This is a genomic window from Corynebacterium axilliensis (genome assembly GCF_046097495.1).
Classification (GTDB): domain Bacteria; phylum Actinomycetota; class Actinomycetes; order Mycobacteriales; family Mycobacteriaceae; genus Corynebacterium.
The window spans coordinates 656,600-670,544 of the sequence record NZ_CP175768.1; the positions used below are offsets into that span (position 1 = coordinate 656,600).

11 protein-coding genes are annotated in these 13,945 nt (G+C 63.8%); 5 read left to right on the top strand and 6 right to left on the bottom strand.

The annotated features are described in order from the left end of the window. Positions 1 to 46: 46 nt before the first annotated feature. Positions 47 to 2,884 carry an excinuclease ABC subunit UvrA gene (uvrA, locus tag ACKFR8_RS03190; protein ID WP_408930562.1) on the bottom strand — a complete coding sequence of 946 codons (2,838 nt, stop codon included), beginning with the start codon at positions 2,882 to 2,884 and terminating at the stop codon, positions 47 to 49. Between the two features lie 75 nt (positions 2,885 to 2,959). On the opposite strand from uvrA, the gene ACKFR8_RS03195 reads away from it, so the two are divergent. The 4 genes from ACKFR8_RS03195 (at position 2,960) to ACKFR8_RS03210 (ending at position 8,064) form a co-directional block, all read left to right on the top strand. After that, positions 2,960 to 3,562 (top strand): MBL fold metallo-hydrolase, encoded by a 603-nt coding sequence (locus ACKFR8_RS03195; RefSeq protein ID WP_408930563.1) that lies wholly within the window; start codon positions 2,960 to 2,962, stop codon positions 3,560 to 3,562. 118 nt (positions 3,563 to 3,680) lie between these two features. Next, the gene (locus ACKFR8_RS03200; protein WP_296133229.1) at positions 3,681 to 4,604 is read left to right on the top strand and encodes a DoxX family protein; all 924 of its coding nucleotides are present in this window, start codon (positions 3,681 to 3,683) and stop codon (positions 4,602 to 4,604) included. A gap of 174 nt (positions 4,605 to 4,778) precedes the next feature. Continuing rightward, the gene (locus tag ACKFR8_RS03205) at positions 4,779 to 7,043 is read left to right on the top strand and encodes a HelD family protein (RefSeq protein ID WP_306507894.1); all 2,265 of its coding nucleotides are present in this window, start codon (positions 4,779 to 4,781) and stop codon (positions 7,041 to 7,043) included. Between the two features lie 10 nt (positions 7,044 to 7,053). After that, positions 7,054 to 8,064 carry an App1 family protein gene (locus ACKFR8_RS03210; RefSeq protein ID WP_296133226.1) on the top strand — a complete coding sequence of 337 codons (1,011 nt, stop codon included), beginning with the start codon at positions 7,054 to 7,056 and terminating at the stop codon, positions 8,062 to 8,064. Between the two features lie 136 nt (positions 8,065 to 8,200). Here ACKFR8_RS03210 and ACKFR8_RS03215 read toward each other — a convergent pair whose 3' ends face one another. From ACKFR8_RS03215 to ACKFR8_RS03230, 4 genes are all read right to left on the bottom strand, one after another. After that, complete coding sequence (locus ACKFR8_RS03215; RefSeq protein ID WP_296133224.1) at positions 8,201 to 8,641, bottom strand: universal stress protein; 441 nt, start codon at positions 8,639 to 8,641, stop codon at positions 8,201 to 8,203. A gap of 102 nt (positions 8,642 to 8,743) precedes the next feature. Continuing rightward, positions 8,744 to 9,190 (bottom strand): universal stress protein, encoded by a 447-nt coding sequence (locus ACKFR8_RS03220; protein ID WP_296133222.1) that lies wholly within the window; start codon positions 9,188 to 9,190, stop codon positions 8,744 to 8,746. A gap of 84 nt (positions 9,191 to 9,274) precedes the next feature. Beyond that, the gene (uvrB, locus tag ACKFR8_RS03225; RefSeq protein WP_296133219.1) at positions 9,275 to 11,374 is read right to left on the bottom strand and encodes an excinuclease ABC subunit UvrB; all 2,100 of its coding nucleotides are present in this window, start codon (positions 11,372 to 11,374) and stop codon (positions 9,275 to 9,277) included. Between the two features lie 55 nt (positions 11,375 to 11,429). After that, positions 11,430 to 11,792 (bottom strand): DUF4259 domain-containing protein, encoded by a 363-nt coding sequence (locus ACKFR8_RS03230; protein WP_296133217.1) that lies wholly within the window; start codon positions 11,790 to 11,792, stop codon positions 11,430 to 11,432. A gap of 104 nt (positions 11,793 to 11,896) precedes the next feature. Between ACKFR8_RS03230 and ACKFR8_RS03235 the strand changes: the two genes are divergently transcribed. Then, the gene (locus ACKFR8_RS03235) at positions 11,897 to 13,258 is read left to right on the top strand and encodes a DUF4185 domain-containing protein (protein ID WP_408930564.1); all 1,362 of its coding nucleotides are present in this window, start codon (positions 11,897 to 11,899) and stop codon (positions 13,256 to 13,258) included. Between the two features lie 6 nt (positions 13,259 to 13,264). On the opposite strand, the gene coaE is transcribed toward ACKFR8_RS03235, so the two are convergent. Next, positions 13,265 to 13,867: a dephospho-CoA kinase gene (gene coaE / locus ACKFR8_RS03240; protein ID WP_408930565.1), complete on the bottom strand. Its 603-nt coding sequence runs from the start codon at positions 13,865 to 13,867 to the stop codon at positions 13,265 to 13,267. Positions 13,868 to 13,945: the final 78 nt, after the last annotated feature.

Genomic DNA, 13,945 nt, shown 5'->3' on the forward strand with positions numbered 1-13,945 from the left:
GAGCACTTTATACGGTCCTGGCACCACATGGGGTCATGGCGCGTGCCTACAGCAGCTCCGCGAGGAACGATCCCGTGTACGAGCCCTCAACCTTGGCCACGTCCTCTGGCGTGCCCTGCGCCACGACGGTGCCACCGCCCGAGCCGCCTTCCGGTCCCATATCTACAATCCAGTCGGCAGCCTTGATGACGTCCAGGTTGTGCTCGATGATGATGACGGAATTGCCCTTATCCACCAGGCTCTGGATGACCAGCATGAGCTTGCGGATGTCCTCAAAGTGCAGGCCGGTCGTCGGCTCATCCAGGATGTAGACCGTGCGCCCCTTGGTGCGCTTCTGCAGCTCGGAGGCGAGCTTGACGCGCTGGGCCTCGCCGCCGGACAGCGTGGTCGCTGCCTGCCCCAGGCGCACGTAGCCCAGGCCCACTTCCACGAGCGTGTTGAGGTAGCGGTGGATCGAAGTGATCGGCTCGAAGAACTCGGCGGCCTCCGTAATGGGCATATCGAGGACCTCGGCGATGTTCTTGCCCTTGTACAGCACCTCGAGGGTCTCGCGGTTGTAGCGCGCACCGTGGCAGACTTCGCACGGCACGTACACGTCCGGCAGGAAGTTCATCTCAATCTTGATGGTTCCATCGCCCTGGCAGGCCTCACAGCGCCCGCCCTTGACGTTGAAGGAGAAGCGGCCCGGCTTGTAGCCGCGGACCTTCGCCTCCTGGGTTTCTGCGAAGAGGTTGCGGATCTTGTCAAAGACGCCGGTGTACGTCGCCGGGTTGGAGCGCGGGGTGCGCCCGATGGGGCTCTGGTCTACCTGGACCAGCTTGTCCAGGTGCTCCACGCCCTCCACGCGCTTGGCGCGGCCCGGCACCTGGCGGGCGCGGTTGAGCTTGTTGGCCAGGGTCTTGGCCAGGATCTGGTTGACCACGGTGGACTTACCAGAGCCAGATACGCCGGTGACGCACACCAATACACCCAGCGGGATCTCCACGTTGATCCCCTTCAGGTTGTTCTCGCGCGCGCCGACCACCTTGAGCATGCGGTCACGGTCAATCGCGCGGCGTGAATCCGGCACTGCGAGTTCCTTCTTCCCGGACAGGTACTGTCCGGTGAGGGATTCATCCACCGATTCGATCCCCGCGGGCTCGCCCTGGTAGATCACGTTGCCGCCGTACTCGCCGGCGCGCGGACCAACATCCACCAGCCAGTCTGCCTCGCGGATGGTGTCCTCGTCGTGCTCCACCACGATGAGGGTGTTGCCAATATCCCGCAGGCGCTTCAACGTCTTGATGAGGCGCTGGTTATCACGCTGGTGCAGGCCGATGGACGGCTCATCGAGCACGTAGAGCACGCCGGCCAATCCGGAACCAATCTGCGTGGCCAGGCGGATGCGCTGCGCCTCACCACCGGAGAGCGTCGAGGCTCCGCGGTCCAAGGTAAGGTAGTTCAATCCGACATCAAGGAGGAAGCGCAGCCGCGCCTGGATCTCCTTGAGCACGGCACCGGCGATGATTTCCTCGCGGTGTCCCAGCACCAGGGAATCCAGGAACTCCGAGGCCTCCTCAATGGACAGCGCGGTCAGTCCGGCAATGGACTGCTCGCCATGCGCGGTCGAGGCCAGGCGCACGGCCAGAATTTCCGGCTTGAGGCGCGTGCCGCCACACGTCGGGCACGGCACTCGCCGGGTGTACTGCAGCAGGCGGTCCTTCTGAGACTCGGAATCAGTCTGTTCCAGCTTGCGCTCCAGAAAACCGATGGCGCCCTCGAAAGGCGCGGACCAGTTGCGCTGACGGCCGTAGCGGTTCTTGTAGCGCACGGTCACTTCCACGTCGGAGCCGTAGATGAGCGCGTGGCGCTGCTCCTTCGTGAGCTCCGAGACCGGAGTCTTCGGGTCGAAGCGCATGGTCTTGGCCAGCCCCTCCACCAGCTTGACAAAGTAGCGCGCGTTCGGGCTGGACGTCCACGGCTGAATAGCCTCCACCGCTGGGGCGTCCGGGTCCGGGATAAGCAGATCCACATCCACCTCGAGGCGCGTACCCAGGCCGTCACAGTCCGGGCAGGAGCCGAAGGGCGCGTTGAAGGAAAAGGCGCGCGGCTCGTATTCCTCCACGGTCAGGGTATGGCCATTGGGGCAGGCGGCCTTCTCGGAGTAGGTGTGGGTGAGCTCCTCGCGGTCCACAAAGTCGAGGGTCACCAGACCGTCGGCCAGCCGCAGCGCCGTTTCCACCGAGTCGGTGAGGCGCTGCTTCTGGGAGGCCTTGACCTGCAGGCGGTCCACCACGACGTCAATGTCGTGCTTAATCTGCTTCTTCAGCTTCGGCGGGTCACTGAGCTGGTGCAACTCGCCGTCGACCCGCACGCGCGAGTAGCCCTGTGCGGCCAGGTCCGCGAAGAGGTCCACGAACTCTCCCTTGCGGCGGCGTACCACCGGGGCTAGAACCTGGAACTTCAGCTTCTCCTCGTGCTCCAGCACCTCGTCCACGATCTGCTGCGGCGTCTGGCGCTCAATGACCGCATCGCACTTCGGGCAGTGCGGGGTACCGGCGCGGGAGAAGAGCAAACGCAAGTAGTCGTAGATCTCCGTAATGGTGCCCACCGTGGAGCGCGGGTTGTGGTTGGTGGACTTCTGGTCAATGGACACCGCCGGGGACAGGCCATCAATAAACTCCACGTCCGGCTTGTCCATCTGCCCTAAGAACATGCGCGCGTAAGAGCTGAGGGACTCCACGTAGCGGCGCTGCCCCTCGGCAAAGATGGTGTCAAACGCCAGGGAGGACTTGCCGGAGCCGGATAGGCCGGTAAACACCACCAATTTATCGCGCGGGATGTCAATATCCACGCCCTTCAGGTTGTGCTCGCGTGCGCCTCGGACGACCAAACGATCAGCCACTTGTTGCTGCCTCCTACGCCGTGTGATTGTTCATAGTGGGGTTCGGGATCAGAATCTACCCGTAAGCTTGGACACATGAATAACGCGCTACAGCTGCACACTATTTCCGTGTCCGAGATGGACAACAACTGCTACCTCCTGTGCGCAGGGGATAAGGCACTGCTTGTCGACGCCGCAGCGGACGCCCCCGCCCTGCTGTCCCTCGCTACCGATCACGGCGTCACCATCACAGCGGTCCTCACCACTCACCGCCACTGGGACCACGTCCGCGCGCTCGAGGAGGTCTTGGAGAAGACCGGCGCCAAGCACTACGCGTCCTTCTTGGACGCCCCCGCTCTGCCGGCGCCAGTCGATGTCGAACTAGAGCACGGCGACACCCTCCCCTTCGAGGGCTACGAGTTCCCCGTCGCCATCCTGCGCGGGCACACCCCCGGTGGCGCAGCTATTGCCGCTGACATCGATGGCGTCCCCAACCTCTTCGTGGGTGACTGCCTCTTCCCTGGCGGTGTAGGCAAGACCACCTCGGAGGGTGACTTCGTGCGCCTGTACAAGGACGTCACGCAGCGGCTTTTCGACGTTTTCCCGGACGAGGCCATCGTGCGCCCGGGCCACGGCGATTCCACTACCTTGGGTGCCGAGCGCCCGCACCTGGACGAGTGGTGGGAGCGCCGCTGGTAATACTCCCACTGTTAGAGAACCTGTAAGGCACCGGCTGCGCATGCGGCGGCGACATTTAGTGCGGCCGCGTAGTATGGTGTGACGAACGTCTTTACATATCTATTGAATGGAGCACGTTATGATTCGTAAGCTTGCCCGTCCTATGCTGGCCTCCGTGTTTGTCTGGGATGGTGTGGATACCCTCCGCAACACCTCGGAGCACGTCGCGGACACCGAGTCCGTGCTCAAGCGCCTGCGCAAGGTGCTGCCGCGCGAGTACGCAGGTTACCTCCCGAACGATCCGGAGCTGGTCACCCGCGCGCTTGGCGGTGCAAAGACCGCGGCCGGCACCTCCCTGGCGCTGGGTAAGGCCCCGCGCACTTCGGCTGCTGTGCTGGCTCTGACCCACGTGCCGAACTTGGTGGGCAACTCCTTCTGGTCCGCTGACTCCAAGGAGGAGAAGGAAACCCAGCGCACTAACTTCGTCACCAACACCGCCCTGCTGGGTGCTTTGGCCATCGTTACGCAGGACACCGAGGGCAAGCCCTCCCTGCGCTGGCGCACCGCTAAGGCCTCCGAGCGCGCGAACAAGAAGATTCAGCAGGCACTGCCGGGCAAGACCGAGCAGCAGAAGTTTGCGGAAGACTTCTCCAACCGCGCAAGCGACATCTCCTCCGATGTGACCTCTAAGGCGTCCGACTGGATTGATACCGCGAAGGATTACGTCGAGGACAACCGCGATGACTGGGAGTCCACCGGCCGTGAGTGGCTGGATACCGCCCGCACCTTCGTGGAGGACACCGCAGAGTCCGCTCGCGATTTCATCGAGGACAACAAGGATGACTGGCTGGAGACTGCGCGCGATAACACCGCCACCGCTCGCAAGGGCCTGGTAAAGGCCGCCGGCAAGGCGCAGGACCGCGCTGATGCCGCCCTGGCCAAGGCTGATTCCGCTGGCAGCAAGCGCGCTCAGAAGAAGGCTCGCAAGCGCGCCGAGAAGCTGCAGAAGGAAGCCTCCAAGAAGCTCGATAAGGCTTTCAAGAAGTTTGGTGACCGCTTCTAAAACACCCCACCATCTCTGCGGACTTTCCCGCAGCACCGCTGCCTAAAATCACGGCGGTGGTAAGGACAACGGCTCAGCGAGTATGCTGGGCCGTTGTTCTTTTTCTGTTCCAACTATCCCCAATCCACTGCCCTCCCCGTACAGAGAAGCCTTCACACGCACCTAAGGAGCCTTGTGTCTGATTCTTCATCCGCCTCGCACGTCTCGCCCGCCGAGCCGCACAATGAGGTCAGAGCCAGTGCACTCAGCGAGGAGCTTGCCCGCGAGCAGGCCTATGTCGACGGCCTCTTCGCGCGCCTAGACAATGAGGTCCAGGCGGCGAACGAGCGCCTCAACGAGGTCCAGGCGGCCGTGGATCCGCATACCCCGGATGCGGACGCACTAGTGCGCCGTGAGACCGAGTACCACGGCCTGCAGGCCAAGCTCGACCGCCTCAACGTGGCACAGCTGGGGTTGGTCTTCGGCCGCATTGACATCGACGCCCCCGGGGACAATCCGACCCCGGAGGGCTTGGACCGCCGTTACATTGGCCGCATGGGGCTCGACGCCCGCGAGGAGGACTATCGAACCCTGCTGCTGGACTGGCGCGCGCCCATGGCGCGCCCCTTCTACCTCGCCACCACCGCGCACCCGGAGGGCGTCCACGTGCGCCGCCACATCCGCACGAAGGGCCGTGAGGTCACCGGCATCAGCGACGAGGTGCTAGAAGGCGACTCCGCCGTCGAAGAGAGCGATGTCGCCGGCGAATCCGCGCTGCAGCACGTTATGCAGCGTGCCCGCACCGGCCACATGCCCTCCATCGTGGAGACGATCCAGCGCGAGCAGGATGAGATCATCCGGGATAGCACTCGCGGCGTCATGGTGGTCGAAGGCGGCCCGGGTACCGGTAAGACGGCCGTTGCGCTGCACCGCGTGGCCTACCTGCTCTACACCTACCGTGAGCAGCTGGCCGCGACCGGCGTGCTCATCGTAGGCCCGAACTCCACGTTCCTGGAATACATTTCTCGGGTCCTGCCGGAGCTGGGTGAGACCGGTGTGGTCCTTTCCACCATCGCCTCGCTCTTCCCCGGCATCGACGCCACCCACTCGGAGTCCCTTCTGGCACGTGAGATCAAGGGCTCCGAGGCCATGGCGGAGATCTTGTCCAACGCAGTGAAGGACTACCAGCGCCTGCCGGAGGAGCCGCGCACGCTGGAGATCGATCGCCTCGAGCTCACCGTGACCTCCCAGATGGTCAAGGCCGCGCGCACCCGGGCCCGCCGCTCCCGCAAGCCGCACAACGATGCCCAGGCTGCCTTCGCCGAACACCTCGTCGAGTCCCTGGCCGCGCAGATGGCAGACCGCATCGGTGCGGACCCGCTCGGCGGAGACAACCTGCTCTCCCGCGCAGACGTGGACCAGCTCCACGATGACTTGGCGGAGGAGCCGGGGGTCACCGACCTCATCGAGGAGTTCTGGCCGCAACTGACGCCGACGGAGGTGCTGGCGGCGCTGCTGAGCTCCACCGCGCGCATTGATTCGGCGGCCAGCGCCTACGACGAGGAGACCCGTGCTGCCCTGTACCGAGCGGAGGGGGCGGCGTGGACGGCGTCGGACGCGGCGCTTCTCGACGAATTGGCGGTCCTCATCGGCATGCCCGATCCCGAAACCGAGCGGGCCGCCGAGGATAAGCAATGGCGGGAGCAGGTGGCCGAGGCCGAGGATGCGCTCGATATCTTGACCTCCTCGGATTCCACCGACAACGACGACGACATGTTTGAGGCCGAGATCCTCTCCGCGCACGACGTCATCGACGCCGAGCACCTGGCCCGCCGCCACGAGGTCCGGGACTCGCGCACCACCGCGCAGCGCGCCCGCGAAGACTACACGTGGGCCTACGGCCACGTCATCGTCGACGAAGCCCAGGAGCTCACTCCCATGGAGTGGCGCATGATTTTCCGCCGCAGCCCGTCGCGCTGGATGACGCTGGTGGGTGATACTTCCCAGACCGGTTCCCCGGCGGGAGTTGACGACTGGGCGGAGACGCTCGAGCCTTTCGTGGGCCAGCGCTTCCGCCAGCACGGGCTCACGGTGAACTACCGCACCCCGCGCCCCATTACGGAACTGGCCAACGAGCTCCTGGAGGAGATCAACCCGGAGGCCACGCCCAGTATTGCGGTGCGCGACGGCATCGACGTCATCTGGAGCGATTCAGCCTCCGACGCAGCCGCCGATACCGAGCCTGGCACGTTCAAGGACGACGAGGGGCGCCTGCGCGCGGTCATTACCGCTGCCAACGTCGAGGAGATCAAGGGCCTGGAGTTCGACCACGTCACCGTCGTACATCTCGACGATATCGTGGCCGCCTCCCCGCAGGGCCTGCACAACCTCTACGTCGCGCTGACCCGCGCCACCCAGTCGTTGACTATTACTGGACGCTACGCGGAGGTTTTCGGATAATCTGGGGCGCATGGCATTTTCCGATATCGCCCGTAAGTTTGAGCACTCCACCAATTCCTTCACGCTGAAGCGCTCCGCCCGCAAAGGCTGGCAGCCCTCCGTCACCGGCTATGCGGGTTACGGTAACGAGCACTTCGTCCACGTCCTGGGCCGCGTGCTGATGCACGACCCCGACGAGGAGAACACCGATACGTGGGCCCAGCGCGGATACCGGCAATTCTTCACCATCCAGGTCCCGAACCACGAGGTGGAAGTCACCGTCGGAGACCAAACCGTAGCGGGAAAGAGTAACCACAACGGTTACATCGACGTGCTAGTCCACGAGCACGGCCTCGAGCCCGGCTGGCACGACGTCACTATTCGCGCCACCGGTGCGGAAGAGGTCACCACGCAGGTGCTCATCGTGGGTGAGGACACTGAGTTCGGCGTGATCAGCGATATCGATGACACGATCATGGTGACGTGGCTGCCGCGCGCCATGATTGCTGCGTGGAATTCCTGGGTCAAGCGCACCAATACCCGCCAGCAGGTCGAGGGCATGGCCCGCTTCTACCGCGACATCGCCGCCGAGCACCCGGGCGTTCCTTTCATCTACCTGTCCACCGGCGCGTGGAACACCTACGACACGTTGGTGACCTTCATGGAGGAAAACGGCTTCCCCCGCGGTCCCCTGCTGCTCACGGACTGGGGCCCGACTCCCACGGGGCTCTTCCGCAGCGGTCAGGAGCACAAGCGCGTGCAGCTGCGCAATCTCTTCATTGCCTTCCCCAAGCTGCGCTGGCTGCTCATCGGTGACGACGGGCAGCACGATCCGTTGACCTATGCCGATGCGGTGGCAGAGCACCCTGATCGCGTGGCGGCGGTGGCCATCCGTAATCTCTCCCCGCAGGAGCAACTGCTCTCCCACGGTTCCCTGGCTCCCTTGGCCAAGGTCAACGCGCACGCGACAATCTCCATTCCGCTCATCCAGGGCGCTGACGGCACCGCCCTCTCGCGCGCCTTCCGCAAGCTGCGTCTGTAGTCCCGGCAGTCGCCGGGCCCACTGGGCCCCTAAGCTCAGTCAGCCCCGCCCTAACAGCTCCTTCTTAGAGCCAAGGAGAAAACGACTCAGCGCGCGGCCCCCAGTAATGGGGTGCCGCGCGCTGCACGCTGGACGCTTACTTGACCGTGTGGACGATCATCACATCGCAGTCAGACTGACGAGCAACGTCAGCCGGGACAGAGCCCAGCAGGCGGCCGGTCAGGGAGTTAATGCCGCGGTTGCCCACGATGAGCAGGTCCGCATCGTTATCGTTCACGATAGACATCAGGGCCTGTACCGGGGTGCCCGGGCGAACGGCGGTCTCTACCTTGGTGACACCGAACTTCTCGGCGTACTCCTTGCCAGCGGTGAGGTTGGTCTGTGCCTTCTCATCGCCCAGAATGGTCACGGAATCCTGGCGCAGGGTCTTGGAAGCCTGCTCCTGGTTTTCGTAGTAGGCGCAACCGATGATGAGGGTGGCATCGAAGGCCGCGGCGATCCGAGCGGCGCGCTCCACTGCGAGCAGGGAGGACTTGGAACCGTCAGTACCGACCACGATCTTGCTGTAATCGCTCATGATGACCTTTCTTCGCGGGCCCCGTTTGAGGCCTTCGCGTGACAAACAATATAAAGCTTTCGCGCACCCGCTAGTTTAACAATGTGCGCGCCGGCGCGCCGCCTAGTCCGTCGTATTCACAACCACGACGTCGCCGTGTGCCTTGCGGGTGAGCTCCGTGGCCACCGAACCGAACACGCGGCCGCGCACCGAGTGGATTCCCTTATTGCCCACCACGAAGAGGTCCACGTTGTAATCGCGGCCCACCTCGATGAGAGCATTAACCGGGTCACCGGACTTAGCGATGATCTCGATGTGCTTGGCCCCCTCCTCGTGCGCGATCTCCGCGGCGTTGTTGAGGTAGCTCTCCGACATGTCCTCGCTCACCACGGGCACGCGGGCGTCTTCGGAGTTGGGAGCGCCCAGCATGGAGCCGGAGTGATTGTAGAAGGCCGAGACGATGATCAGCGTGGAGTCGTACGCACGGGCCATGGAGGCTGCGGACTGGACCGCGCGCAGGGAAGTCGGGGAACCATCGGTGCCCACGGCGATGACGTTATAGCTCAGCATAAAGCTCCTTATAAGTGGTGATTAATCCTTAACGATATGACCAGTATGACACGCACTGTTAGCGCTGCGTAGCAAAACGGGGCGCTAAATGCCTGCCTCCTTGAGGCCGCGCTGCTCCTTCTTCAGGTCCGCGATCTCGTCGCGCAGGCGTCCGGCCAGCTCGAACTTGAGCTCGCGGGCGGCGTCCCGCATTTGGGCCGTTAAATCGTCGATAAGCGCCTGCACCTCGTCGGCCGCCATCGAGGACACATCGCGCTTTTCGACGATTGACGTCGGGTCCGCGTCCGCGCCTTCCTCGGAGCCCTCGCCGTCCTCATACACCTGGTCCAAGATGTCCGCGATCTTCTTGCGCAGCGGCTGCGGATCAATACCGTGCTCGGTGTTGTAGGCAATCTGCTTCTCGCGGCGGCGCTCCGTCTCATCGATGGCTTCCTGCATCGACTCGGTGATCTTGTCCGCGTACATGATGACCTCACCGGAGACGTTACGGGCGGCGCGGCCGATGGTCTGGATGAGCGACGTGGTCGAGCGCAAAAAGCCCTCCTTGTCCGCATCCAGGATGGCCACGAGGGAGACCTCAGGCAAGTCAAGGCCCTCACGCAGCAGGTTGATGCCAACCAGCACGTCGAACTCGCCGAGGCGGAGTTGGCGCAGCAGCTCCACGCGCTGCAAGGTATCGATGTCGGAGTGCAGGTAGCGGACCTTGATGCCGTGTTCCAGCAGGTAGTCCGTCAGGTCCTCCGCCATGCGCTTGGTCAGAGTGGTCACGAGTACGCGCTCCTGCTTTGCGGTGCGGGCGCGGACTTCATCGATCAGGTCGTCGATTTGTCCCTTGGTCGGCTTGACCGTGACCTTCGGATCCACCAGGCCGGTCGGGCGAATGACCTGCTCCACAAACTCGCCGCCGGAGGCCGTCATTTCAAAGTCACCTGGCGTCGCCGACATGTAGACCGTCTGCCCCACGCGCTCCTCAAACTCATCGAAGGTCAGCGGGCGGTTATCCACCGCGGAGGGAAGGCGGAAGCCAAACTCCACGAGGTTGCGCTTGCGTGCCATGTCTCCCTCAAACATGCCGCCGATCTGCGGCACAGTCACGTGGGACTCATCGATGATGGTGAGGAAGTCCTCGGGGAAATAGTCCAGCAACGTCGCAGGCGCAGACCCGGCCGGGCGGCCGTCGACGTGGCGCGAGTAGTTCTCGATGCCGGAGCAGAAACCGACCTGCTCAATCATCTCCAGGTCGTACTCGGTGCGCATGCGCAGGCGCTGGGCCTCCAGCAGCTTGCCGCGGTTCTCCAAGTCCTCCAGCCGCTCCGCCAGCTCCGCCTTGATGTCCTCCATGGCGCGGGCCATGCGCTCCGGGCCGGCCACGTAGTGGGTAGCCGGGAAGATACGCACCTCATCGACGCGCTCGAGCACGTCACCGGTGAGCGGGTGGATGTAGTACAGCTCATCCACGTCATCCCCAAAGAACTCGATGCGCACCGCACGCTCCTCATAAGCGGGGATGATGTCTACGGTATCGCCCTTGACACGGAAGGTGCCGCGGGTAAAACCCACGTCGTTGCGCTCGTACTGAATGTCGACCAACAGGCGCAGGAAGCGGTCGCGGTCAATTTCCTCACCCTCCTCCAGTACCACGGAGCGGTCAAGGTAGGACTGTGGCGTGCCCAGGCCGTAGATGCAGGACACCGAGGAGACCACGACGACGTCGCGCCGCGACAGCAGCGCTGAGGTGGCCGAGTGGCGCAGGCGCTCCACGTCCTCATTGATGGAGGAATCCTTCTCAATGTAAGTATCCGTCTGCGCGATGTAGGCCTCCGGCTGGTAGTAGTCGTAGTACGACACGAAGTACTCCACCGCGTTGTTGGGTAGTAGCTGGCGCAGCTCGTTGGCCAGCTGCGCGGCCAGCGTCTTATTCGGCGCCATCACCAGCGTCGGGCGCTGCTGCTTCTCAATGAGCCACGCCGCGGTGGCGGACTTACCGGTACCCGTGGCACCCATAAGGACAACATCCCGCTCGCCGCGGCTGAGGCGCTCATCCAGCTCCGCAATCGCCGCCGGCTGGTCGCCCGCCGGCTGGTATTCGGATTCAACGTGAAACTCGCCCGAACGGCGCTCGACCTCGCCCACCGGGCGGTGCTCAGAAACGGGCAGAATGGGATGTTCAGCAGCAAAAGCCATGCCGACCAGTCTAACGCGGGCACACTACCCAGTGCCAGAGAACAAACCTCGCACCTTAGGGCAGGGCCGCGCGGGTGGAGCGGATCCACTTCTCCAGCTCATCGGTGGTCTCCCACATGGCGTAGATGGGTGAGGTCTCCGGCTCCATCGCCCTGTTCATCCGCTTGCGCAACCAGGCACGGGTTTGCGGGGTGCGCAGCATCTGTACGTGCTCGACGCCGAGCCCCGCGGGCAGGCGCTCCGGCGGTGTCGTCGCCAGCGCGCCCAGCGCGATGATTGCTTCCGCGTCATCGACGTCAATCGGGGAATCCATACAGCTGCTCTTGAAGGTATCCAGGTCGAAGTGGCCATCACGAAGTTCCGCGAGCACTTCGCACGCGGTGTGATTATCAAAAGGCCCAACGTCCCAGGTTCCCATGCCGGAAGAGACTAAGCCGGAAAAATGAACGCCGTGGAAGCGATAGGTAAATTTTGACTACCAAGTCATTGAATTGTTGCTTCCCTGCTTTAGAATCAGCAACCATGACCTTCCGTTCCTTCGCCAGACTCACCAGCGCAGCAGTTATTGCCACGCTCACCCCCGTCGTCCTTGTCACCCAGGCACCCCAGGCCCTTGCCTCCCCGTGCACCCCGTACTCGAAGTCCGGCAGCTTCACCTCAAAGCCCGCCGGCCCCGCGGGCGGCTCCTCCAGCTCCTTGGGCTCCCTGTTTAGCGGTTCCTCCTCCCGCGGTGGCGGCGAGCAGCGCAGCAACTACAACCAGCGCCAGATCACCGGTGGCCCAACCCAAATCATGGAGCTCATCACCGGCACCGGCTCCCCCAACCGCACGGATCTCGACTTTGGGGTGTCCGGCACTGACTTGGGCATTGCGTACTCCGATAACGCAGGGCGCTCCTACTACGTTTTCGGTGACACCATGGACTGCTCCAGCGAGGGCGATGGCTGGCGCTCCAACGTGCTCCTGCGCACCACCGACCAGGACTACGGCGACGGGCTCACGCTTGATGAGGCACTGACCTCAAACGGCTGGTCCGGCACCGGCCGGGCCAAGGAGTTTATCCCCTCTCAGAAGGTCGGCGACGGCGACAACCATGGCGAGCGCACCACCATTCCGACCGCCGGCATTGTGGTCGACGGCGTGCACTACGTGGACTACATGTCCGTGCGCTCCTGGCACGCCCCGGAGACTGGCTGGTCCACCAACTACGCCGCCACCATGAAGTCCACCGATGGCGGCGCCACCTGGCAGGCGGTCGATGAATCCACCCGCACGAATTCCAGCCATGGCTCGTCTACGCCCATCCCGGGTGGCGCGAACTACCGGGCTGGCTTTGAAAAGCTGCAGCAGTCCGCTTTCATGGAGCACGCAGGCTATATCTACCGCTTTACCACCGGAAATGGCCGGCGCGGCCCGGCGTACCTCTCCCGCGCTGCGAAGGCGGACTTCCCCAACGAGGACGCCTTCGAGTACTACTCCAACGGCTCGTGGGTGAAAGACCCGTCCCGCGCCAGCGAGGTGCTCGATGGCAAGGTATCGGAGCTCTCTGTGGCCTACAACGACTACCTGGGCAAGTTTGTCACCATGTACGGCGTGGAGGGCCAGGGCATCGTGATGCGCACCGCCGATTCGCCGGAGGGCCCGTGGTCGCCGCGCCGCCTACTGGTCAGCGCCGATACCACGAAGGTCATCAGCGGCGAGCCGCTCAATGACACCTACGCTCCCTTCGTGCTGCCCAACCAGGACGACCAGCACCTGTACTACACGCTGACCTCGTGGAAGGACTACAACACCATGCTGATGCGCACCGACCTGGACTTTGTGGGTGAGGACATGGAAAACAACGACCACATCGAGGTCTCCGACGTGGTGGCGACCCGCTAGCTAACGCTAGCTGAAACGCTGGGTGAGCTTGGTAGCAACCTCCCGGACCTGCGCATCCAGCGCTTGGCGGGGTCCGTTGTTGTCAATCACGTAGTCGGCCGCGGCGAGGCGGACGTCGTCGGGAATTTGGGCTGCGATACGCCTGCGCGCATCCGCCTCATCGAGGCCGCGGAATTCCACGAGGCGCCGTACGCGCTCCTCTGCCTCCACGTCAACGACGATGGTGGCGTCCATGTCCTTATTAAGGCCATTGTCCACGAGCAGCGGCATGTCATAGACCACGAACTCCTCCCCCGCGCGGCGCGCCGCGGCGAAGCGGGCCTGGGTCTCTTCCTGGATACGCGGATGCGTAATGGAGTTGAGCGCATCCGTTTGCTCGGGGCTGGCAAAGGCGCGGCTGGCCAGAAGCCCCCGCTCCAGACTGCCGTCGGTGCGGAGAATGTCGTCCCCGAAGGCGGCGGCCAACTCCCCGAGAGCAGGCTGGCCGGGTTCGACGATGTCGCGGGCGATCCGGTCGGCGTCAACAACCGCCCAGCCCTGATCTGCCAGCAACTGCGCCACCGTGGATTTGCCGCTGCCGATACCGCCGGTAAGTCCAATGAGTTTCATACCGGCCCACCTTACGCTATGAAAACGGCGAAAGGCCGCCCCTCCCACCGTGGCGGAAGAAGCGACCTAGAGCGCCTT